18 protein-coding genes are annotated in these 22,826 nt (G+C 66.5%); all 18 read left to right on the top strand.

Annotation, left to right across the window (positions count from 1 at the left end):
- Positions 1-20: 20 nt before the first annotated feature.
- The 18 genes from recG (at position 21) to DK926_RS16100 (ending at position 22,778) form a co-directional block, all read left to right on the top strand.
- Positions 21-2,282: an ATP-dependent DNA helicase RecG gene (recG, locus tag DK926_RS16185; RefSeq protein WP_114331257.1), complete on the top strand. Its 2,262-nt coding sequence runs from the start codon at positions 21-23 to the stop codon at positions 2,280-2,282.
- 110 nt (positions 2,283-2,392) lie between these two features.
- Entirely contained in the window at positions 2,393-5,806 is a 3,414-nt protein-coding gene (locus DK926_RS16180; RefSeq protein ID WP_114331256.1) for a pyruvate carboxylase, read from the top strand.
- A 17-nt stretch (positions 5,807-5,823) separates the two neighbouring features.
- Entirely contained in the window at positions 5,824-6,393 is a 570-nt protein-coding gene (rsmD, locus tag DK926_RS16175; protein WP_114331255.1) for a 16S rRNA (guanine(966)-N(2))-methyltransferase RsmD, read from the top strand.
- A 28-nt stretch (positions 6,394-6,421) separates the two neighbouring features.
- Positions 6,422-6,910 carry a pantetheine-phosphate adenylyltransferase gene (gene coaD / locus DK926_RS16170; RefSeq protein ID WP_114331254.1) on the top strand — a complete coding sequence of 163 codons (489 nt, stop codon included), beginning with the start codon at positions 6,422-6,424 and terminating at the stop codon, positions 6,908-6,910.
- A gap of 111 nt (positions 6,911-7,021) precedes the next feature.
- Positions 7,022-7,792, top strand: coding sequence for a DivIVA domain-containing protein (locus DK926_RS16165; RefSeq protein WP_114331253.1), 771 nt, complete (start codon positions 7,022-7,024; stop codon positions 7,790-7,792).
- Positions 7,793-7,934: 142 nt separating this feature from the next.
- Positions 7,935-8,543 carry a DUF177 domain-containing protein gene (locus DK926_RS16160; protein WP_243636848.1) on the top strand — a complete coding sequence of 203 codons (609 nt, stop codon included), beginning with the start codon at positions 7,935-7,937 and terminating at the stop codon, positions 8,541-8,543.
- 2 nt (positions 8,544-8,545) lie between these two features.
- A complete protein-coding gene (gene rpmF, locus DK926_RS16155; RefSeq protein ID WP_080733022.1) occupies positions 8,546-8,728 on the top strand; it encodes a 50S ribosomal protein L32 in 183 nt (60 codons plus the stop codon).
- Positions 8,729-8,747: 19 nt separating this feature from the next.
- On the top strand, positions 8,748-9,542 hold the full coding sequence (gene rnc / locus DK926_RS16150; protein WP_114331252.1) for a ribonuclease III: 795 nt from the start codon (positions 8,748-8,750) through the stop codon (positions 9,540-9,542).
- Complete coding sequence (gene mutM / locus DK926_RS16145; protein ID WP_114331251.1) at positions 9,535-10,398, top strand: bifunctional DNA-formamidopyrimidine glycosylase/DNA-(apurinic or apyrimidinic site) lyase; 864 nt, start codon at positions 9,535-9,537, stop codon at positions 10,396-10,398. The genes rnc and mutM overlap by 8 nt, the downstream gene beginning before the upstream one ends.
- A 37-nt stretch (positions 10,399-10,435) precedes the next feature.
- Positions 10,436-10,864: an OsmC family protein gene (locus DK926_RS16140; RefSeq protein ID WP_114331250.1), complete on the top strand. Its 429-nt coding sequence runs from the start codon at positions 10,436-10,438 to the stop codon at positions 10,862-10,864.
- 1 nt (position 10,865) lies between these two features.
- Positions 10,866-11,771 (top strand): SMP-30/gluconolactonase/LRE family protein, encoded by a 906-nt coding sequence (locus DK926_RS16135; protein WP_114331249.1) that lies wholly within the window; start codon positions 10,866-10,868, stop codon positions 11,769-11,771.
- Positions 11,768-12,043 carry an acylphosphatase gene (locus tag DK926_RS16130; RefSeq protein ID WP_068428534.1) on the top strand — a complete coding sequence of 92 codons (276 nt, stop codon included), beginning with the start codon at positions 11,768-11,770 and terminating at the stop codon, positions 12,041-12,043. Before DK926_RS16135 ends, DK926_RS16130 begins: the two co-directional genes overlap by 4 nt.
- A 65-nt stretch (positions 12,044-12,108) precedes the next feature.
- On the top strand, positions 12,109-15,765 hold the full coding sequence (gene smc / locus DK926_RS16125) for a chromosome segregation protein SMC (protein ID WP_114331248.1): 3,657 nt from the start codon (positions 12,109-12,111) through the stop codon (positions 15,763-15,765).
- A 37-nt stretch (positions 15,766-15,802) separates the two neighbouring features.
- Positions 15,803-17,248 (top strand): signal recognition particle-docking protein FtsY, encoded by a 1,446-nt coding sequence (gene ftsY / locus DK926_RS16120; RefSeq protein ID WP_207890842.1) that lies wholly within the window; start codon positions 15,803-15,805, stop codon positions 17,246-17,248.
- 349 nt (positions 17,249-17,597) lie between these two features.
- Entirely contained in the window at positions 17,598-18,857 is a 1,260-nt protein-coding gene (locus DK926_RS16115; RefSeq protein ID WP_206031271.1) for an ammonium transporter, read from the top strand.
- Positions 18,858-18,931: 74 nt separating this feature from the next.
- Positions 18,932-19,270 (top strand): P-II family nitrogen regulator, encoded by a 339-nt coding sequence (locus tag DK926_RS16110; protein WP_019664269.1) that lies wholly within the window; start codon positions 18,932-18,934, stop codon positions 19,268-19,270.
- Positions 19,260-21,782 (top strand): [protein-PII] uridylyltransferase, encoded by a 2,523-nt coding sequence (locus DK926_RS16105; RefSeq protein WP_114331284.1) that lies wholly within the window; start codon positions 19,260-19,262, stop codon positions 21,780-21,782. Before DK926_RS16110 ends, DK926_RS16105 begins: the two co-directional genes overlap by 11 nt.
- A 174-nt stretch (positions 21,783-21,956) precedes the next feature.
- Positions 21,957-22,778, top strand: coding sequence for a M23 family metallopeptidase (locus DK926_RS16100; RefSeq protein WP_114331246.1), 822 nt, complete (start codon positions 21,957-21,959; stop codon positions 22,776-22,778).
- Positions 22,779-22,826 lie beyond the last annotated feature (48 nt).

Below are 22,826 nucleotides of genomic sequence, written 5' to 3'. Positions count from 1 at the left end.
GGGACGGACGACAAGCAATCATGGCCGTACTCTCGGATCGGCTCGACTCCGTGCTGGGCGCCACTGTGGCCACGCCGCTGCACGAGTTCTTCGACATCTCCACCGTCGAGGACCTGCTGCGTCATTACCCACACCGGTACATGACCCACGGCGGGGAACTCAGCGAGAAGGAACCGCCGGAAGGCGAACACATCACCATCGTCGCCACCATCTCGTCGGCGACGATGCGGCAGATGAAGGTACGCAAGGGCCAGTTTCTCGCGGTGTCGCTCGCGGCCGACGGCCAGCAGATCGACGCCAGCTTCTTCAACCCGCACAAACTCAAGCACGTCCTGGTGCCGGGACGCCGTGGCATGTTCTCCGGGAAGGTCAAGTACTTCGGCCGTCGCTGGAATCTCGCACACCCCAGTTACGTGCTGCTCGGTGGTGACGACGAGGACGGCGCGATCGTGCCGGCCGGCCGCATCGTCGGAGGCGGGGCGCTCGCCGGCTTGGCTCGCGGGTCGGTCGACTCCTCGGGCAGCGTGGACATGGCCATGTTCGAGCGCAGGTACGTGCCGATCTATCCGGCCACCAAGGACGTCGAGAGCTGGACGTTCATGCGCTGCGTTCGTCAGGTTCTCGACCGACTCGACCCGACGCCGGATCCTGTTCCGGCCGACATCCTGGCCGATCGCGATCTCGTCGACCTGGACACCGCACTTCGATGGATTCACTTTCCGGACTCCGCGGAGCAGAAGGAACAAGCCCGTGAGCGTCTGAAGTTCGACGAGGCGCTCGCGGTGCAATTGGTGCTGGCATCGAGGCGTCGGGACGTCCAGGCGCGGTCGGCTCCGCCGTGCCCGCCGCGGACCGACGGCATCGCGGCCGAATTCGAACGCCGACTTCCGTTCTCGCTGACCGAAGGTCAGCTCACCGTCGCGGGGGAGATCTCCGACGACCTGTCCCAGGGCCACCCGATGTCCCGGCTGCTGCAGGGCGAAGTCGGCTCGGGTAAGACCGTCGTCGCGCTGCGGGCGATGTTGCAGGTCGTCGACGCAGGCCACCAATGTGCGTTGTTGGCACCGACGGAAGTGCTTGCCGCCCAGCACGCTCGTTCCATCACGTCGATGCTCGGTTCGCTCGCGACCGCGGGCGAACTGGGATCGCACGATCTCGCGACGAAGGTCGCGTTGCTCACCGGGTCGATGAGTACGGCGGCCAAGAGGTCGGCGTTGCTGGACGTGGTCACCGGGGATGCAGGCATCGTCATCGGCACGCATGCACTCATCCAGGACCGCGTCGAATTCATGGACCTGGGCATGGTCGTCGTCGACGAGCAACACCGATTTGGCGTCGAACAGCGAGATGCGCTGCGGGGTAAAGCCCGTGAGGGCACGAGCCCACACCTGCTCGTGATGACGGCGACGCCGATTCCGCGAACCATCGCGATGTCGTCCCTCGGTGATCTCGAAACGTCCACGCTGACGCAACTTCCGCGTGGTCGATCGCCGATCGTCAGCAACGTCGTGTCGTCGAAGGACAAGCCGGCGTGGGTCGGTCGCGCGTGGGAACGCATCGTCGAAGAGGTCGAGCAGGGTAGGCAGGCGTACGTCGTGTGTTCGCGGATCGGCGGCGACGAGGACGAGAAGCCGGCCAAGAAGGCGTCCGACGAGGGAACGAATCTGCCCAAGCCGAAGGCCGCGCTCGACATGTTCGACATGCTGCGTGACGGTCCGCTGGCGCAGCTACGAGTGGGACTCCTGCACGGACGTATGCCGTCCGACGAGAAGGACGTCGCGATGTCCGAGTTCAATGCGGGCGAGATCGACGTTCTCGTCTGCACGACCGTCGTCGAAGTCGGCGTGGACGTGCCCAACGCGACGGTGATGGTGATCGTCGACGCCGACAGGTTCGGGATCAGTCAGTTGCATCAATTGCGCGGCCGTATCGGCCGAGGTGGCCACCAGGGTTTGTGCATCATGATCACCCAACTCGGCGGCGGCGGTCCGACGGCAGAGCGCTTGAAGTCGGTGGCGGCCACGAACGACGGATTCGAGCTGGCCAAACTCGACCTCGCGATGCGGCGTGAAGGCGACGTCCTCGGAGCAGCGCAGTCCGGCACGGTCAGCAGCCTTCGTCTGCTCTCGCTCTTCGACGACGAGGACGTCATCGCCGACGCGCACGACTGCGCCCGCGCGTTGTTCGACGCAGACCCGCAGTTGGAGAACAGCCCGGGCATCGCCACGATGATGAAATCGGCGTGGCGGTCGGACCGAATAGACTTTCTCGACAAGTCCTGACCGGGGTCTGCCGACCTCTGCACCGTTCAAGCAACGCATTTTGGTCAATTTGTCCCACATCTCGAGACTGAGGTCACATCGACAGCGCTCGGCGGCGGTAGGTTGAGCCAATGTTCTCCAAAGTGTTGGTTGCAAATCGCGGCGAGATCGCCATCCGAGCGTTCCGCGCGTCGTACGAGTTGGGTGCCGCGACAGTGGCTGTCTTCCCCTTCGAGGATCGCAACTCGGTCCATCGAACGAAGGCCGACGAGGCGTACGAGATCGGCGAGAAGGGTCACCCCGTTCGCGCCTACCTGTCCGTGTCCGAGATCGTCGCCGCCGCGAAGCGGGCAGGCGCCGACGCGGTGTACCCGGGCTACGGGTTCCTCTCGGAGAACCCGGACCTCGCTGCCGCGTGCGCCGAGGCAGGCATCACGTTCGTCGGGCCGTCGTCCGACGTGCTCGAGCTGACGGGCAACAAGGCCAGGGCGATCGCCGCGGCCAAGCGTGCAGGCTTGCCCGTGTTGGCGTCGTCGGAGCCGTCGAGCGACGTCGACGAGTTGGTGGCCGCATCCGAATCGATGACCTTCCCCGTGTTCGTCAAAGCCGTGGCCGGTGGCGGTGGCCGCGGTATGCGACGCGTGGCCGAACCCGCGCAGCTGCGTGAGTCCATCGAGGCCGCGGCGCGTGAGGCGGAGTCGGCGTTCGGCGATCCGACGGTGTTCCTCGAACAGGCCGTCATCGACCCGCGTCACATCGAGGTCCAGATCCTCGCCGACGGCGAGGGCAACGTCGTCCATCTCTTCGAGCGCGACTGCAGCCTGCAGCGTCGACACCAGAAGGTCATCGAGCTCGCACCCGCACCCAACCTTCCCGCCGAGGTGCGCGAGAAGATCTGCGCCGACGCCGTCGCGTTCGCGAAAGAGATCGGCTACTCGTGTGCAGGCACCGTCGAGTTCCTGCTCGACACTCGGGGCAACCACGTCTTCATCGAGATGAACCCTCGCATCCAGGTCGAGCACACCGTGACCGAGGAAGTGACCGACGTCGACCTCGTGCAGGCACAGCTGCGGATCGCGTCGGGGGAGACCCTTGCCGACCTCGGCCTGAGCCAGGACAAGATCGTGCTGCGCGGTGCCGCACTGCAGTGCCGCATCACCACCGAGGACCCGGCAAACGGGTTCCGTCCCGACACCGGTCGCATCACCGCCTACCGCACCCCGGGCGGCGCAGGTGTCCGTCTCGACGGCGGTACGACGCTCGGCGCCGAGGTCGGTGCGTACTTCGACTCGATGCTCGTCAAATTGACTTGTCGCGGACGGGATTTCGAGACCGCTGTGGCGCGTGCGCGCCGTGCGGTGGCCGAGTTCCGCATCCGCGGTGTCGCGACGAACATCCCGTTCCTGCAGGCCGTTCTGGTCGATCCCGACTTCACCGCGGGACGCGTCACGACGTCGTTCATCGAGGAACGCCCGGAGCTGTTGACCTCGCGCACCTCGGGTGACCGCGGCACGAAGATCCTCAACTACCTCGCCGACGTGACGGTCAACAAGCCGCACGGCGAGCGCCCGTCGACGGTGTACCCGCAGGACAAGCTTCCCGAGGTGGACTTCTCGAAGCCCATTCCCGACGGCAGTCGTCAGCGTCTGCTCGCGCTCGGGCCCGAGGGCTTCGCGCGCGATCTGCGCAGTCGCAAGGCGCTCGGCGTCACCGACACGACGTTCCGCGACGCGCACCAGTCGCTGCTCGCGACGCGTGTACGAACGTCCGGGCTGCTGATGGTGGCACCCTACGTCGCGCGTACGACGCCGGAACTGTTGTCGATCGAGGCATGGGGCGGTGCGACGTACGATGTGGCGCTGCGGTTCCTGCACGAGGACCCGTGGGAGCGCCTCGCGGCGTTGCGTGAAGCGGTGCCGAACATCGCGCTGCAGATGCTGCTTCGCGGACGCAACACCGTCGGCTACACCCCGTACCCGGAGAAGGTGACCCGCAGCTTCGTCGCGGAGGCCACCGACACCGGTATCGACATCTTCCGCATCTTCGACGCGCTCAACAACGTCGACCAGATGCGTCCGGCTATCGACGCGGTGCGTGAAACCGGTACGGCCATCGCGGAAGTCGCGCTCAGCTACACCGGCGACCTGTCCAACCCGAACGAATCGCTCTACACGCTCGACTACTACCTGAAGCTGGCCGAGCAGATCGTCGACGCCGGTGCGCACATCCTCGCGATCAAGGACATGGCAGGCCTGTTGCGTGCCCCTGCCGCGAAAACCCTTGTCACAGCACTGCGCTCGAACTTCGATCTTCCGGTCCACGTGCACACGCACGACACGCCGGGCGGACAGTTGGCGACGTATCTCGCTGCGTGGGAGGCGGGTGCGGACGCCGTCGACGGTGCAAGCGCCGCGATGGCCGGAACCACCTCGCAGCCCGCACTGTCGGCGATCGTCGCCGCGGCAGCACATTCCGAGCGCGACACCGGTCTCGACCTGGACGCGGTATGCGACCTCGAACCGTACTGGGAGGCGCTACGCAAGGTGTACGCGCCGTTCGAGTCCGGGCTTCCGGCACCGACGGGCCGCGTCTACACGCACGAAATTCCGGGCGGCCAGCTGTCGAACCTGCGGCAGCAGGCGATCGCCCTCGGCCTCGGCGACAGGTTCGAGACCGTCGAAGCGAACTACGCTGCGGCCGACCGGATGCTGGGCCGTCTGGTCAAGGTGACACCGTCGTCCAAGGTCGTCGGCGATCTCGCGCTGGCTCTGGTCGGCGCGGGCGCGTCGGCCGAGGAGTTCGCCGAGAACCCACGGGCATACGACGTTCCGGACTCGGTCGTCGGATTCCTGCGCGGAGAACTGGGCACACCCGCGGGCGGATGGCCGGAACCGTTGCGCACGAAGGCATTGGAAGGTCGCACCGAGCCCAAGCCCGAGACGCCGATCTCGGAGGAGGACGAGAAATCGCTCGACGGAACCTCTGCCCAGCGTCGAGATGCACTGAATCGCTTGCTGTTTCCCGGACCGACGGCCGAACTGGCAGCGCACCGCGAGAAGTACGGCGACACGTCGCGGCTGTCGGCGAACCAGTTCTTCTACGGCCTGCGTCAGGGCGAGGAGCACCGGGTCAAGCTGGAGAAGGGCGTCGAACTGCTCATCGGACTCGAAGCGATCTCCGACGCCGACGAGCGCGGCATGCGCACGGTCATGTGCATCCTCAACGGCCAGTTGCGGCCGGTGTCGGTGCGGGATCGCTCGATCGCGTCCGATGCCCCGACGGTCGAGAAAGCGGATCGGTCCGATCCCGGACACGTGCCTGCCCCGTTCGCAGGCGTCGTCACGCTGTCGGTGGCCGAAGGCGACAAGATCGCCGCGGGAGACGTCGTCGGCACGATCGAGGCAATGAAGATGGAAGCCGCGATCACCGCCCCCAAGGGTGGCACGGTCACCCGTCTCGCGATCGGCAACGTGCAGCAGGTCGAAGGCGGCGATCTGCTGCTGGTGATCAAAACCGGATCGGGCGCGGAGGCGCCGAGCGCGTGATGCGTAACCTTCTGTAGATGACCAGGATCGTCGCAGGCATTGCAGGAGGACGGCGGTTGAAGGTGCCGCCTCGCGGTACACGTCCCACGTCGGAACGTGTCCGCGAGGCGCTCTTCAGCTCTCTCGATTCCAGGCTCGACCTCGACGGTGCCGTCGTGCTCGATCTGTTCGCGGGATCGGGAGCCCTTGGCCTCGAGGCGCTTTCGCGTGGGGCGTCGTCGGTTCTGCTGGTCGAGTCGGATGCTCGCGCGGCGTCGGTGGTACGCGACAACGTCTCCGGCGTCGGCCTGGCGGGTGCGACGGTACGCTGCGCGCCCGTGTCGGCGGTGCTGGCCGCGCCGGCCGACACGCAGTACGACCTCGTGATGGCAGATCCGCCGTACGCCGTCACCGATGCCGCGGTCGAGAAGATGCTGCAGGACCTGCTCGCCGGGAACTGGCTCGCGCCGGAAGCCGTTGTGGTGCTCGAACGTTCGTCGAGATCGCCCGAGACCGCATGGCCGGACGGGCTCGTTCCGGAGAAGGTCAAGAAGTACGGCGAGACGCGTATCGAGATCGCGAGCGTGGCAGCGTCGCCCGGCTCCTGACGCGTCCTCGGTGATAGCGTCTTCGTCCATGACTGGAGCTGTGTGCCCTGGATCCTTCGACCCCGTGACCAAAGGTCACCTCGACGTCATCACCCGGGCTGCAGCGCAGTTCGACGAGATCATCGTCACGGTGATGATCAACAAGAGCAAGCGCGGACTGTTCACGGTCGACGAGCGCATCGAACTGTTGAAGGAAGCCACCGGCCATCTCGGAAACGTGCGGGTGTCGTCGTGGCACGGCCTGCTGGTGGACTACGCACGCCAGGAAGGCTTCACCGCCATCGTCAAGGGACTGCGCGGCGCCAACGACTTCGACTACGAACTGCAGATGGCGCAGATGAACCAGAAGCTGTCCGGCGTCGACACTCTCTTCATTCCGGCGAACCCCACGTACAGCTTCCTGTCGAGTTCTCTCGTGAAGGAAGTGGCGATGTTCGGCGGCGACGTCGAGGACATGGTTCCTGCCCACGTTCACGGACCGCTCCTCGAGCGCATCGCCGAACGCAAGGCGGAGTAGCGCGCGACACGCTTGTTCCGACACACCGCGGGCGCGTCGCGCACGGGCGGGGATCTGCAGGCAAACTGGACTGTGCTCGATCTTTCTTCGGTTCGACGATTGGGGTTACCGGTGTATCGCGTATTCGAGGCGCTCGACGAACTCGTCGCCATTGTCGAGGAGGCGCGCGGTGTCCCGATGACAGCCGGTTGCGTCGTCCCCCGTGGCGACGTGCTGGAACTGCTCGACGACGTCCGTGATTCCATCCCCGGCGAGCTCGACGACGCCCAGGACGTGCTCGACCACCGCGACAAGCTCGTCGGCGACGCTCGCGCCACGGCCGACAAGACCGTCACGTCGGCCAATCAGGAGGCGCAGGACACCGTCGAGAATGCTCGGGATTCGGCAGACCGCATTCTGGCCGACGCCAAAGCCCAGGCGGACCGCATGGTCGCCGAAGCGAAGGCACACGCCGAACAGCTGGTCGACGACGCAACCGACACTGCCGAACGGACCGTGGAGGACGGCCGTCGGGAGTACGAGGCCCTGACGACGCGGGCGCGCACCGAGGCCGATCGCATGATCGAGTCCGGGCAGGCGGCATACGACCGAAGCGTGGCGGACGGCGTCGCGGAACAGGCTCGTCTCGTCGCGCAGACCGAGGTCGTTCAGGCCGCGCACGCGGAATCGGCGCGGGTCATCGACGAGGCGCACGCGGAGTCGGATCGGATGCGCAGTGAATGCGACGTGTACGTCGACACGAAGCTCGCCGAGTTCGAGGAGTTCCTGACCGGCACTATTCGCTCGGTCGGACGCGGTCGTCAACAGCTCCGCACCGGGTCCGGCGTCCCCGATTACGGAACCGACCCGGCCGACGATTTCCGTCGGTCACGCCGTTCGTAGTCGTCCTCGCTCGGGATCCGGGGCCGCAGTTTGCCCCGACATGCATGCATGCGTATCGTTGTGTGGTTGCCTGATGCACGGTTCGACGACTCGTCGTGCCTGCGATCGGGCAGACATCCGTCATCGAGCAGGAAGATTCACTGTGTCAACCGGTCGTAGTACCCCCCGTCCCGACGCGGACGCGGGTTTCGTGCTGGACGTCGACAATCTGGGTCGCAGGCCCGGGTCGATGAAACAGATCCAGCGGACGGTCGCCGCGCCGTCGCGCATCGGGCTCGACTCGATCGCGATCAGCGAAGGATCGCCCGTCGAGCTCGACCTTCGGTTGGAAGCAGTGTCCGAGGGCGTTCTCGTCACCGGCACCGTGCGTGCCGACACGACAGGGGAGTGCTCTCGCTGCCTCGAACCGGTGACAGGTGACGTCGACGTCTACCTCACCGAGCTGTTCGCCTACCCGGACAGCGTGACGGAAGAAACGACCGACGAGGACGAGATTCATCGCGTCGTCGACGATCGGATCGACCTCGAACCAGTCATCGTGGACTCGGTCGGGCTGGAGCTTCCGCTCTATCCGCTGTGTCGCGAAGACTGCGAGGGATTGTGCCCCGAATGTGGCGTTCGCCTGGCGATTGCTGAATCCGGCCACAGTCATGACATACTGGATCCTCGCTGGGCTGGTCTTGCAGCCAAATTTGGCGTGGGCTCAGAACCGAGCACAGAACTTGTGAACAACGAAGCCGAGGAGAAGTAGAAGTGGCTGTCCCGAAGCGCAAAATGTCGCGTTCCAACACGAGGTCGCGTCGTGCACAGTGGAAGACCACTGCGCCCACCCTCGTCACCTGCCCCAACCGCGGTTGCGGCGAGAAGACCCTGCCCCACATCGCGTGCCCCTCGTGCGGCACCTACAAGGGTCGCCAGGTAGCAGCAGCGGTCTGATCCCAGGATCGGACGAATTGTGACGAACAAGGGCAGTTCTACCTACAGGAACAGCTCGACAGCCGGCAGCGGCGGGGACGACCGAGAGTCGCTCCTCGCCGCTCTTGGCGTTGTACTGGACGAATCACTGCTGACGTTGGCGTTGACGCACCGCTCGTACGCGTACGAGCAGGGCGGGCTGCCGACGAACGAGCGCCTCGAGTTCCTCGGAGACTCGGTGCTCGGACTCGCGATCACCGAACGGCTGTATGCGGTGCACCCGGACAAGTCCGAGGGCGAGCTCGCCAAGATCCGCGCCAGCGTCGTGAACATGCACGCTCTGGCCGAAGTGGCACGCGGCCTCGGCGAGGGCGGACTCGGTCGTCATCTGCTGCTCGGTAAAGGCGAAGAGCAGACCGGCGGGCGTGACAAGCCGAGCATCCTCGCCGACGGTATGGAATCGCTCCTCGGTGCGATCCATCTGCAGCACGGAATCGACGTCGCGCGTGAGGTCGTGTCCCGACTGTTCGCGGACCTGCTCGATCGTGCACCCCGACTCGGCGCAGGGCTCGACTGGAAGACCAGCCTTCAGGAGCTGACGGCGGGCAAGACGCTCGGCGTCCCCGTGTACGAGATCTCGTCGACGGGTCCCGATCACGACAAGGAGTTCACCGCGACGGTTCTCGTCGGCGGTCACGCGTTCGGTGTCGGTATCGGGCGGTCGAAGAAGGAAGCGGAGCAGAAGGCCGCAAGCACCGCGTGGAATGCGTTGTCGGACAGCGAAGAAGAATCCGACGGCGGCACCGACGTGGCGTCGGGCAGCGTGGATGCCTGAGCTTCCCGAAGTCGAGGTCGTGCGCCTCGGTTTGGAGGCACACGTCGTCGGGTCGCGCATCGACTCGGTCGACGTCCTGCATCCGCGTGCGGTGCGTCGTCACTTCGCGGGCCAGCGAGATCTGGTGGCGCAGTTGCGTGGTCGTCGAATCGCGTCGGCGGAGCGGCGCGGAAAATATCTGTGGTTGCCACTCGACCCCGGCGACATGGCGATCGTCGTGCATCTGGGCATGAGTGGGCAGATGCTCGTCCAGCCGCCGACCGTTCCCGACGAGAAGCACCTGCGAATCAGGGCGCACCTCGACTCCGGCGCCGATCTACGATTCGTCGACCAGCGCACGTTCGGGGGATGGGCCGTCGCCCCACTGGAAGTGGTCGACGGCACCGAAGTTCCGGAACCGGTGGCACACATCGCACGTGACCCCGTCGACCCGCTCTTCGACGCCGAAAAGGTCGTGGAAGTGTTGCGCGGCAAGCACACCGAGATCAAACGGGCACTGCTCGACCAGACCGTCGTGTCCGGTGTCGGCAACATCTACGCCGACGAAGCATTGTGGCGGGCCAAGATTCACGGCAACCGCATCGCCGATACCCTGACGCGACCTGCGCTTCGGCGGCTTCTGACGTCGGCACATGCGGTGATGGGCGAGGCGCTCGCGCAAGGCGGTACGTCGTTCGACGCGCTCTACGTCAACGTCAACGGCGAATCCGGTTATTTCGATCGATCGCTCGACGCATACGGACAAGAGGGTCGTCCGTGTTCGCGTTGTGGTGCGCCGATCAGACGTGAGAAGTTCATGAACCGGTCGTCGTACAGCTGCCCGAAATGTCAGCCGCGGCCTCGAAACACGCGCTGACCGCAGGCGTCGGCGGGCCTGTCTAGAATCTGCTGTCATGGCTGACGAGAGCACACCGACAGAGCTGTGGGTCGAACGCACGGGCACCCGCCGGTACACCGGCAAGAGTTCGCGAGGGGCCGAGGTGTCGATCGGTTCCGAGTCGGTGGACGGAGTCTTCACTCCCGGTGAACTGCTCAAGATCGCGCTGGCGGCGTGCACCGGCATGAGCTCGGACCTGCCTCTGTCACGCAGACTCGGTGACAACTACGACGCCACCGTCCGAGTCTCGGGCGCCGCGGACCGCGAGAACGAGCTGTACCCGAACCTCCACGAGATTCTCGAGCTCGACCTCAGCGAGCTCGACCCCGAGGCGCAGCAGCGGTTGCTGACCGTCGTCGAACGGGCGATCGACAAGGTCTGCACCGTCGGCCGCACGCTGAAGGCGGGCACGAAGGTATCCCTCGACGTCGTCACGGACGCCTGACATGAGATGGGGGGCGGCTCTGGGGGTACTGGCGGCAACGTGTGGGGCAGTGGTGGCCGTGGCTCCCACGGCAGCGGCAGCGCCCGCGTGTGCACCGTGGACCGTCAGCACGGTCGCGTCGGGGCTCGGCCTGCTCGAGAACGTGACGTTCGACGACCGAGGAACGATGCTGCTGTCCCGGACGTCGCTCACCGGTCCCGGCGCCATCGCCGGTCTGATGCCGGACGGGACTCGGTCGGTCGTCGTTCCGGACGTGACTGCACCCGGTGGGCTCGTCGTACGCGACGACACTCTGTATTTCACGACCGGCAACGGCTTCTCGTCGGGACTTCTCGACGTTCACGACGGCACGGTCGAGGCCGTCGACCTCGACACCGGTGCGCGCACGGTGGTGGCGCGCGACGTCGTCATGCCCAACGGCCTGGCCGTGCTCGACGACGGTGACCTCCTGGTCACACGCAATCTCGGCACGCCGAGCGGCGTCACACGGGTCGACGCGGGCGATCCCAACTCGGCTCGATACGTGCGTACGGACGTCGGGAGCGCCAACGGGCTGGCCGTCTCCGACGGAACGGTGTACGTCTCGAACACGTTCGAGCCCGAACTGGCCATCACGGTTCTCGACGCGTCGAACCTCGGTGGGGATGCTCGTCGCATTCGGGTCGACGGATTCGGACCTGTCACCGCGTCGGACGACCTGACCGTCGGGCCGGACGGGCAGATCTACCTCGCCCAGAACCTCGCCGGTCGAGTACTGCGCATCGACCCCGAGTCCGGTGCGTCGTGCGTCATCGGAACCGGTCTGCCGTCGACCTCGGCGGTCGAGTTCGGTGGTGTCGGATGGGACCCGGATTCGCTGTACGCCACGAGTTTCGACGGCTCGGTCCGCCGGCTGGCCCCCGCATGAGCGACGAACGACTGACCGCGTGGGTCCACGGAACCGTGCAGGGTGTGGGTTTTCGATGGTGGACGCGGTCTCGGGCGCTCGAACTCGGTCTCGTCGGGCACGCCACCAACCATGCCGACGGCCGTGTTCTCGTCGTCGCCGAGGGCTCGCGCGAGCGGCTGGAACGACTTCTCGACTTGTTGCGCGGCGGGACGACTCCCGGCGTCGTGTCGCTCGTCGTGGAATCCTGGGATCCAGCACGCGGCGGACTCTCCGGGTTCGTCGAGCGTTGAGGCCCGACGTCGGCGACTGGAGTGTCGGCCGAACAGGTCGGACCTACCCGGTAATCTGACTCGTCATGCATCTCAAGAGTCTGACGCTGAAGGGCTTCAAGTCCTTCGCCTCGGCGACGACTCTTCGTTTCGAACCGGGAATCACCTGCGTCGTCGGACCCAACGGGTCGGGTAAGTCCAACGTCGTCGACGCGCTCACCTGGGTCATGGGGGAGCAGGGCGCGAAAGCGCTGCGCGGCGGGAAGATGGAAGACGTCATCTTCGCCGGCACGTCCGGCCGGGCGCCGCTCGGCCGGGCGGAAGTGACGCTGACCATCGACAACGCCGACGGTGCACTGCCCATCGATTACACCGAGGTCTCGATCACCCGGCGCATGTTCCGCGACGGTGCGGGCGAGTACGAGATCAACGGCAACTCGTGTCGGTTGATGGACGTGCAGGAACTGCTCAGCGACTCCGGTATCGGACGCGAGATGCACGTCATCGTCGGACAGGGACGCCTCGCCGCCATTCTCGAATCGCGGCCCGAAGACCGACGCGCCTTCATCGAGGAAGCCGCGGGTGTTCTCAAACACCGCAAGCGCAAGGAAAAGGCCGTCCGCAAACTCGACGCGATGCAGGCCAACCTCGCGCGTCTGACCGACCTCACCGCCGAGCTCCGACGTCAGCTCAAGCCGCTCGGCAGGCAGGCCGAAGTCGCGCGGCGTGCACAGACCGTGCAGGCCGATCTTCGCGATGCGAAGCTGCGCCTGGCCGCCGACGATCTCGTGACGCGTCGTGAGGCATTCGCCAGCCAGGAACAGGACGAAGCCGCGCAGCGCGAGCAGTACGCCGTCGTTCAGGACACCCTCGAAGCCGGAAACGTCGCGCTCGGCGAGCTCGAGCAGTCGGTCGCCCGTCTGACACCCAGTGCCGAGGCGGCGAGCCAGACCTGGTTCCAGCTGTCCGCGCTCGCCGAACGCGTGAATGCCACCATCAGGATCGCGAAGGAACGCGCACGTCACCTCGACAGTGCGCCGTCGACGGGCCGCGGTCAGGATCCCGACGAGCTCGAGCAGCAGGCCGAACGCGTCGCCGAGGAAGAGATGGAGCTCGTCGAGGCCGTCGAGATCGCCCGCGAGACGCTCGAAGCAGCGCGCGAGCAGCTGATGGAACGTGAGTCGGCCGCAGCCGAGGCCGAACGCGCCCACATGGCCGCCGTGCGCGCCGTCGCCGATCGCCGTGAGGGATTCGCCCGGCTGTCCGGGCAGGTCGACACGTATCGAACGAAGGTCGAGTCCATCGATGCCGAGGTAGCTCGGTTGTCGGTCGCCATCGACGAAGCCCGTGAGCGCGGCGACGTCGCGCAATCGGAGTTCGACAGCGTCCAGGACCAGATCTCGGGGCTCGACGCAAGCGAACTCAGCCTCGACACGCACTACGAGCGTGCGGTCGCCGCACTGCGCAGCGCCGATGCTCGCGTCACCGAGTTGCAGAACGAGGATCGAACCGCGGGCAAGAAGGTCGCGTCGTTCCAGGCGCGCATCGAAGCACTGACGATGGGCCTCGAACGCAAGGACGGCGCGGGGTGGCTCATCGAGAACGGCCAGTCCGGCCTGTCGGGCCTGCTGGCCGAGCGGATCACGATCGAGCCCGGATTCGACGTCGCCATCGCGGTGGCCATGGGTCCGGTCGCCGACGCGGCACATGCCGACTCGTTCGCGAGCGCGCGCGAGGCCGTACGGGCGCTCCGCGAAGCCGATGGAGGCCGGGCAGCGATCGTGTTCGACGGCGCCGCCGTCGATGCGCAGCATCGGTCGGTCACCCTGCCCGACGGGGCACGGTGGGCTCTCGACGTCGTGTCGTACCCGGATTCCTTGGCCGAGTCGATGCTCGCCCTGCTCGGTGACGTCGCAGTCGTCCCGTCGCTCGACGACGCAGCGTCGCTGGTGGCGTCGGCGCGTGGGGTGCGTGCGGTGACGACGGCGGGCGATCTCGTCGACGCGGGCCTGGTCACCGGTGGTTCGGATCGTCGGCCCAGCACGCTGGAGGTACAGGCCGCGATCGATACGTCCATGGTCGAACTCGCTGCGGCCGAACGCCGATTGGCCGAGCTGGAAGCTGCGTTGTCGGGCGCGCTCGCCGAGCAGTCCGACCGCAAGGAATCGGCCGAGCAGGCATTGGCCGCGCTCAACGAGTCGGATGCGGCCATGGCCGCGGTCTACGAACAGCTGGGCCGCCTCGGCCAATTGGCGCGATCCGCCCACGCGGAGTCGACGCGTCTGTCCGAGCAGCGAGCGGCCGCCGAGACCGGTCGAGAGGAAGCTCTGGGGGCGCTGGCGGAACTCGAAGAACGGCTTCGGCTCGCCGAGGACGAACAATCCGGGTTGGAGGGCACCGGCGACTCCACCGAGTCCACCATCGCCCGCGAGACAGCTGCAGCCGCGTTGGCGGAAGTCCGTGCCGTCGAGGTCGAAGCACGCCTGAACGTGCGCACCGCCGAGGAACGTGCGCAGTCGCTGCGTGGACGCGCCGACTCGTTGCGCCGAGCGGCTCGCGCCGAGCGCGAGGCCCGTGCCCGTGCCGAACGCGAGATGGCATCGCGACGGCATGCAGCTGCCGTCGCCGAGGCCGTGGCGTCCGCGGGAGAGCGCGTTGCCGAACGGTTGGCGATGGTCGTCGACGAGGCCGCGTCCCGTCGCGACGAGCTCGCCGAACGCAAAGCGACGACGACGGCCGAGCTCGAACGCGTCAAAGAACAGGTTCGTGCGTTGCAGGCGCAGCTCGCGTCGATCACCGACGCCGTGCACCGCGACGAGGTAGCCCGCGCCCAGGCGGCGCTGCGCATCGAACAGCTGGAAGCGAGCATTCTCGAGCAGCACGGCATCGGCCTCGACGATTTGATCGCCGAGTACGGGCCGGACATCGCGTTGCCGCCGACCGACCTGGAGATGGCCGAGTACGAAGCAGCGAAGGAACGCGGCGAACAGGTCGTCGCCCCCGCGCCGATGCCGTTCGATCGTGTGACGCAGGAGAAGCGCGCCAAGAAGGCCGAACGCGATCTCGCGACACTCGGCAAGGTCAACCCGCTCGCGCTCGAAGAGTTCGCTGCGCTCGAGGAGCGCTACAACTTCCTCTCGACGCAGCTCGAAGACGTCAAATCGGCGCGCAAGGATCTGCTCGAGGTCGTCGCCGACGTCGACGACCGCATCCTTCAGCTGTTCACCGATGCCTGGCTCGACGTCGAGCGCGAATTCACGCAGGTGTTCGCGAAACTGTTCCCCGGCGGAGAGGGTCGACTGATTCTCACCGAACCCGGCGACATGCTGACCACCGGTATCGAGGTGGAAGCGCGACCGCCCGGCAAGAAGGTCAAGCGGTTGTCGCTGCTGTCCGGCGGCGAGAAATCACTGACCGCGGTCGCGATGCTCGTGGCCATCTTCCGTGCGCGACCGTCCCCGTTCTACGTCATGGACGAGGTCGAGGCCGCGCTCGACGACACCAACCTACGGCGGCTGATCGGGCTGTTCGAGCAGCTACGGGAGAAGTCGCAGCTCATCGTCATCACTCACCAGAAGCCGACGATGGAGGTCGCCGACGCGTTGTACGGCGTCTCGATGCGCGGCGACGGCATCACGACGGTCATCTCGCAACGGTTGAACCGGGATCGCGTCGAAACCATCGGCAGCGCAACGATCGACGAGGATTCCGTGGTGGATCCCGCACCGGCGCCGCCGGCATGACACGGCTGACGCGGGCGCTGTAGCGCATCGTGACAGGATGGTCCCCGTGAGTACCGAAGCGTGGATCGTCGTCGCGGCCGTTCTGGCCATTCTTGTCGTCGTGCTCGTCGCGGGATTCGTTCTGTCCCGTCGCCGCCGCGTGTCCTTCCAGTCCAAGGACACCAAGGCCGTCGAGGAAACTCCGAAGGACAGATCGGGTGGTTACAAGGCGGGTGGTGGCTTCTCGTTCAGCCAGGGCACCGCCACCGCCGAGCCGGAGCTCGCCCCGAAACCCAAGCCGCGCCCCGAGCCGACTCCGCGGCCGGAACCGACGCCCACACCCGAGCCCGCTCCGACGCCAGAGCCTGCGCCTGCTCCCGAACCCGCGCCGACTCCTACACCCGAGCCTGCTCCCGAGCCTGCGCCTACACCGGAGCCCGCGCCTGCTCCCGAACCCGCGCCTACACCGGAGCCCGCTCCCGAGCCTGCACCGACTCCCGAGCCTGCACCCACACCCGAGCCCGCGCCGGAACCTGCTCCTGTCCCGACGCCCGAGCCCGAGCGTCCTGTCATCGAGGAGATCGCACCCACCGAGGGCCGGATCGACCGACTGCGTGGCCGGTTGTCCCGGTCGCAGTCCGCGGTCGGGAAGAGCTTGCTGGGACTGCTCGGTGGTGGCGATCTCGACGAGGATTCGTGGGAGGAAGTGGAGGACACGCTGCTGATCGCCGACATCGGGTCGTCGACCACGGCGGAGATCATGTCGACGCTGCGTGAACAGATGGCGGCGCGCAGCATTCGCACCGAAGCGGATGCGCGAGCACTGCTGCGCGAGGTCCTCGTCGCTCAACTGCACCCCGAGTTCGATCGGTCGATCAAGGCGCTGCCGCACGAAGGTACGCCTGCGGTGCTGCTCGTCGTCGGTGTCAACGGCACCGGCAAGACGACGACCACCGGCAAGCTCGCCCGCGTACTCGTCGCCGACGGCCGCCGGGTTCTGCTCGGCGCGGCCGACACGTTCCGCGCCGCAGCAGCGGACCAGTTGCAGACGTGGGCCGAGCGCGTCGGTGCGGACGTCGTGCGCGGCAAGGAAGGCGCCGATCCGGCCGCCGTCGGATTCGACGCGGTGTCCAAGGGCATCGAGCAGGGTGTCGACGTCGTCGTCGTGGACACGGCCGGGCGTCTGCACACCAAGTCGGGCCTGATGGACGAGCTCGGAAAGGTCAAGCGCGTCATCGAGAAGCGAGCGCGCGTCGACGACGTGCTGTTGGTTCTCGACGCGACGGTCGGACAGAACGGTCTGATGCAGGCACGTGTGTTCGCCGAGGTCGTGGACATCAGCGGCGTCGTACTGACCAAGCTCGACGGCACCGCGAAGGGCGGCATCGTGTTCCAGGTCCAACGCGAACTCGGTGTTCCGGTGAAGCTCGTCGGGCTCGGAGAGGGCGCTGACGACCTGGCGCCGTTCGAGCCGGGGGCGTTCGTCGACGCACTGCTCGGCTGACATCAGGTGCGGCCGTCCGCCGCACGAAGCCACACGAAACACGCCCCGCCGAACCGTCGGCGGGGCGTGTTTTTCGTTGTGGACGGGTTCGTTCGAGGGTGGCCGGTTTCGACCGCTTTTCGCCGGTTTCGTGCTCGAAGCAAAACCGGCGAAAGGACGAAACGCCTGGACGAAACGTACTAGCAACACATTCCGTCTGTCCGTTCACATGCGCGAAACACCGGAGTGTCACCGATGAAACCTAGTGAAACCACTCTTTGTCCAGACCACGCGCCAACCGGTGCGTCAGATAAGGAGGGTGTACGTGAGTCCCGAGGATTTGTTGGCCAACTCCGGCAATGCCGCCTGGATGCTGGTGGCCGCATCGCTGGTGCTGCTGATGACGCCAGGCCTGGCGTTCTTCTACGGCGGCATGTCGCAGCAGAAGTCCGTGCTGAACATGATGATGATGTCGTTCGGCTCGATGTTCGTCGTCGCCATCATCTACGTTCTGTGGGGTTGGTCCATGTCCTATGGCACCGAGAACATCGGCGGGATCTTCGCGAACCCGTTCGAGTTCTTCGGACTGAAGGATTCGATCACCGACGCGGACGGCAACTTCATCGCCGGTGCCTGGGGCTACGCCAACGTGATCGACATCGCGTTCCAGGTGACCTTCGCGATCATCACCGTCGCCCTCATCAGCGGTTCCATCGCAGGCCGCGTCAAGTACGGAACGTGGCTCGCGTTCGCAGGTATCTGGGTCACGCTGGCCTACTTCCCGCTGGCACACATGGTGTGGGGCGGTGGACTCCTCTCGGGCTCCGAGGACGGACTCGCGGCCAAGCTGTTCGGCACGACCGACGACGGTGAGGGCGGCCTGGTCGCCTCCGTCGCACCGATCGACTTCGCCGGTGGCACCGTCGTTCACATCAACGCCGGTATGGCCGGCCTCGTGTTGGCGCTGATCGTCGGTAAGCGCGCCGGATTCGGCCGCGTCGCATTCCGCCCGCACAACCTGCCGTTCGTCATGCTCGGCGCTGCACTTCTGTGGTTCGGTTGGTTCGGCTTCAACGGTGGATCTGCATTCGCCGCCGACGGTGTCGCCGGTCTCGCCTGGGTCAACACCACCACGGCCACCGCTGCTGCCATCGCAGGATGGCTCGTCGTCGAGCGCATTCGCGACGGCAAGGCCACCAGCCTCGGCGCTGCGTCGGGCATCGTCGCCGGTCTCGTCGCCATCACGCCTGCCGCCGGTGCTCTCACGCCGATCGGCTCGATCTTCCTCGGCGCCATTGCCGGTGTTCTCTCCGCTCTCGCAGTCGGCCTTAAGTTCAAGTTCGGCTACGACGACTCGCTCGACGTCGTCGGTGTCCACCTCGTCGCAGGTCTGTGGGGAACCGTCGCCATCGGCTTCTTCGGATCCGAGACCGGCCTGTTCTACGGCGGTGACTACAAGCAACTCGTCGTCCAGATCGTCATCGCTCTCGTCGCACTGATCTTCACCGGCATCATCACGACCGTCATCGCATTCGCGCTGAAGCCGCTCGGTTGGCGTGTGTCGAAGGAAGACGAAGCCAAGGGAATCGACGAAGCCGAACACGCCGAGACGGCGTACGACTTCGCCTGACAAGGTAGAGATAGGAGCGAATCGAAGCTCCGCACGCAACCGGGCACTCCAGAGCTTGTGAAGGGAAGCAGAAAATGAAGCTGATCACGGCAATCGTCAAGCCGTTCACGTTGGAGGACGTCAAGACGGGTCTCGAACAGGCCGGTGTGCTTGGCATGACGGTCAGTGAAGTCCAGGGATACGGACGTCAGAAGGGCCACACCGAGGTCTACCGAGGCGCCGAGTACTCGGTCGACTTCGTGCCGAAGGTGCGCGTCGAGGTCGTCGTCGACGACGCCGCGGTGGAGAAGGTCGTGGAGGTCATCGTCGAAGCCGCTCGCACCGGCAAGATCGGCGACGGCAAGGTGTGGGTCTCGCCGGTCGACTCGGTCATCCGGGTACGTACCGGGGAACGTGGTGCCGATGCGCTCTGACCCCACTGGGTCGCGGGCAGGCGGCCCCGGCTCTGCAGCGAAAGCTGCAGGGTCGGGGCCTTCGGCCTCTGGGCCGTCCGCTACCAAGAGTTCCGATGCGGCGGCAGACCTGGCGCGCGCCAGGAAACAATTGCTCGACGGCGGAACACGCGGACGCCGTCTCGACGCGCCCGCGCTGAGGCAGGCGCTCGTGGACCTTCACGAGTTCTGGCTCACCACGAAGGGTGCCGAACTCGGGATCAAACCCGATTCGGGGTTCGCGATCGTTGCAGTCGGAGGCCTCGCGCGCCGCGAATTGCTTCCGTACTCCGATCTCGATCTCGTACTGCTCCACGACGACATGGACCCCGAGTTGGTGTCGGAGGTGGCCGACAAGCTGTGGTATCCGCTGTGGGACGCCCACATCAAACTCGACCACAGTGTGCGCACGGTGCCGCAGGCTCTGCAGGTGGCGTCGACGGATCTGACTGCGGCGCTCGGCATGCTCGAAGCCCGTCACATCGCGGGAGACGTCGAGCTCAGCAATCTGCTGATCGGCGGAGTGCGGCGCGAGTGGCGTACCGGCATCCGGTCGCGGTTCGACGAACTGATCACCCAGACGCAGTCGCGGTGGTCGCGGAGCGGCGAAATCGCACATCGCGCCGAACCGGACCTCAAGAGCGGTCGTGGTGGACTGCGGGACGTCCAGCTTCTCGATGCCCTGTCCATCGCCCAGCTGACCGACGGCATGCCGGGGCTCGGTCCGCAGTCTCCGGGAGGAGGACTCGCCTTCGCCCACACGCGCATGCTCGACGTCCGAACCGAACTGCATCGTGTTGCCGGCCGCGCCCGCGACCAACTGCGTGCGCAGGATGCCGACGAGATCGGTGCAGCACTGCGCATCGGAGACCGGTTCGACCTCGCCCGCGTTCTCAGCGACTCGGCACGCACCATCAGCTACTCGGTGGACGTCGGGCTACGCACCGCCGGGAATTCGCTTCCACGACGCGGGCTGTCGCGTCTGCGCCGAGTACCCGTACGTCGGCCGCTCGACGAAGGCGTCGTCGAGCATGCAGGAGAGGTCGTGCTCGCCCGAGATGCCCGTCCGAGCAAGGATCCGGGGCTCATCACCCGCGTGGCGGCCGCGTCGGCGCAGTACGGGATGCCGATGTCGGCGTCCACGTTGAGCAGACTCTCCGACAGCGCACCCGAACTGCGTGAACCGTGGCCCAAGGAAGCGGTGAACGATCTGTTGGTCCTGCTCGGCTCCGGTCGACGCTCGATCCCGGCGATCGAGGCACTGGACCGCACCGGCCTATGGGGGCGCTTGCTGCCCGAGTGGGGTGCCGTCCGCGACCTTCCGCCGCGCGACGCGGTGCACACCTGGACTGTCGACCGGCATCTCGTCGAGACTGCGGCCTACGCGTCGGCGCTGACGACGCGCGTCGCTCGACCCGACCTATTGATCCTCGGGGCATTGATCCACGACATCGGCAAGGGTCGCGGGGGAGACCACAGCGTCGTCGGCGCCGAGTTGGCGACGCAGATCGGTAATCGGCTCGGGCTCTGGCCGTCGGACGTGGCACTCCTGACCGCGATGGTGCGTCACCATCTGTTGTTGCCCGAGACAGCGACACGGCGCGATCTCGACGATCCCGTGACGGTGCAGACCGTCGTCGACGCCCTCGGCGCCGATCCGGTTCTTCTCGAGCTGTTGCACGCGCTCGCCGAGGCCGACTCGCTCGCGACGGGTCCGGGAGTGTGGGGTGACTGGAAGGCGTCGCTCATCCGGGAGCTCGTACGACGCTGCCGTCTGGTGATGGCGGGGGAGTCGTTGCCCACACCCGATCCGCTCGACCCGGCTCACGTCGAGTTGGCCGAGAAGGGTGGCGTACACGTCGATCTGCAGCCGACCGAGGGGTCGCACACGTTCGTCGTGACGGTCGTCGCGCCGGACACCCCCGGTTTGTTGTCGGACGCCGCGGGCGTTCTCGCGCTGCACTCACTGCGCGTGTTGTCGGCGTCCCTCGGCAGTCACGACGGTTCGGCCGTCAACTCGTTCGCCGTCACGCCGTTGTTCGGAGCTCCGCCTCAAGCGGGGCTGCTGCGTCAGGAACTCATTCGCGCACAGGCCGGTGAGCTCGATCTGGTGGCGGTGCTGAACGAGAAGGAACGGAATGCTCGCCCTCCGGTTATCGACGGGGAGGACTCGGCGGTGCCGGTGCTGTACGCCCAGGCTCCTCCGCGCGTGTTGTGGTTCGACGGGACCGAACCGGGACAGGTCGTGCTCGAACTGCGGGCCGAGGACCGCCTCGGCCTGCTCTGTCGGCTCGCGAGCGCGCTGGAGAAGCTCGGTGCCGACGTGCGGTGGGCGCGGGTGGCGACTCTCGGTACGTCCGTCGTCGACGCCTTCTGTATCGACCTGACCGGATCGGACACTCGTGCGACACGCGAGGAGATCGAAGAAGCGATTCTCGGTGTGGTTCCCGCCCCGGAACCGCCGAGACCACCGGAAAAACCCGAAGGAACCTAGGTCCGGTGTCGGCCAGGCGTCGAATTCCCATCGTTCGTAGTGAGATCTCATAAAGATTCGGTTACGGTGTTTGCGCGCGAGATCGTTTTGTTACGTTTCCCGCCAGCAGACGAAAAGCGGGTCCGAGCAGTGACTGCTCGGGGGCGCACGCCGACGACTGATGAGGTAGACACTGTGGGATCCCACCGGCGGTCGAACATTTACGTTCCGGCCGATACAGATTCGACGACACCACGTGGGCGCCACAGGGCGACGGAGGACTCCAAGGATTCGGGGTTGAGGGCGGCGACCATCGTCGCCGCCACCGGTGCGATCGTCGCGGGTGCGGCTCAGATGGGAACGGGTACCGCGTCGGCGGCACCTGCTCCCGCGCCGCAGGCCCCCGCGGCGGCAGTGCCGTTCCAGATCCCGCCGAACATGCTCCCGGCCGGGTTCGAACTCCCCGCGGGCATCCAGTTGCCGGAGAACATCCAGCTGCCGCCCGGCATCGAGATTCCCGACACCTCCGACCTTCCCGCACTCGGGCTGCCGGACGTCGGCAAAGCGGCTCAGGATCTGTTGCAGGGACTGCAGCCGCTGAAAGAGAAGGCCGTGCAACCGGTTTCGGGTGTTCTGACGTCGAGCTTCGGTTCGCGATGGGGAACGCACCACGGCGGCCTCGACGTCGCGGCCCCCATCGGAACGCCCGTTCTTGCCGCCGCCGACGGTGTCGTCACCGCGGCAGGGCCTGCATCGGGGTTCGGCTTGTGGGTCAAGGTCATGCACGCCGACGGCACCGAAACCATCTACGGCCATGTCGACAACTACTCGGTGGCCGAAGGACAGCAGGTCTCGGCGGGCCAACAGATCGCGACGGTCGGCAACCGAGGTCAGTCCACCGGCCCGCACCTGCACTTCGAGGTCCACGACCCGGGTGGGGTCAAGGTCGACCCGGCGCAGTGGTTGGCCACCCGAGGGGTGTCGGTGACCTGGAACGACGCAGCACGAAACGCGTAGGCAATCCTGCGGACCGCGCTCTGTCGGCCTCGATGACGACGGGGCGCG

This window comes from Rhodococcus sp. Eu-32 (genome assembly GCF_003336925.1).
Classification (GTDB): Bacteria; Actinomycetota; Actinomycetes; order Mycobacteriales; family Mycobacteriaceae; genus Rhodococcoides; species Rhodococcoides kyotonensis_B.
This window is presented reverse-complemented; position numbering and strand designations above follow the sequence as displayed.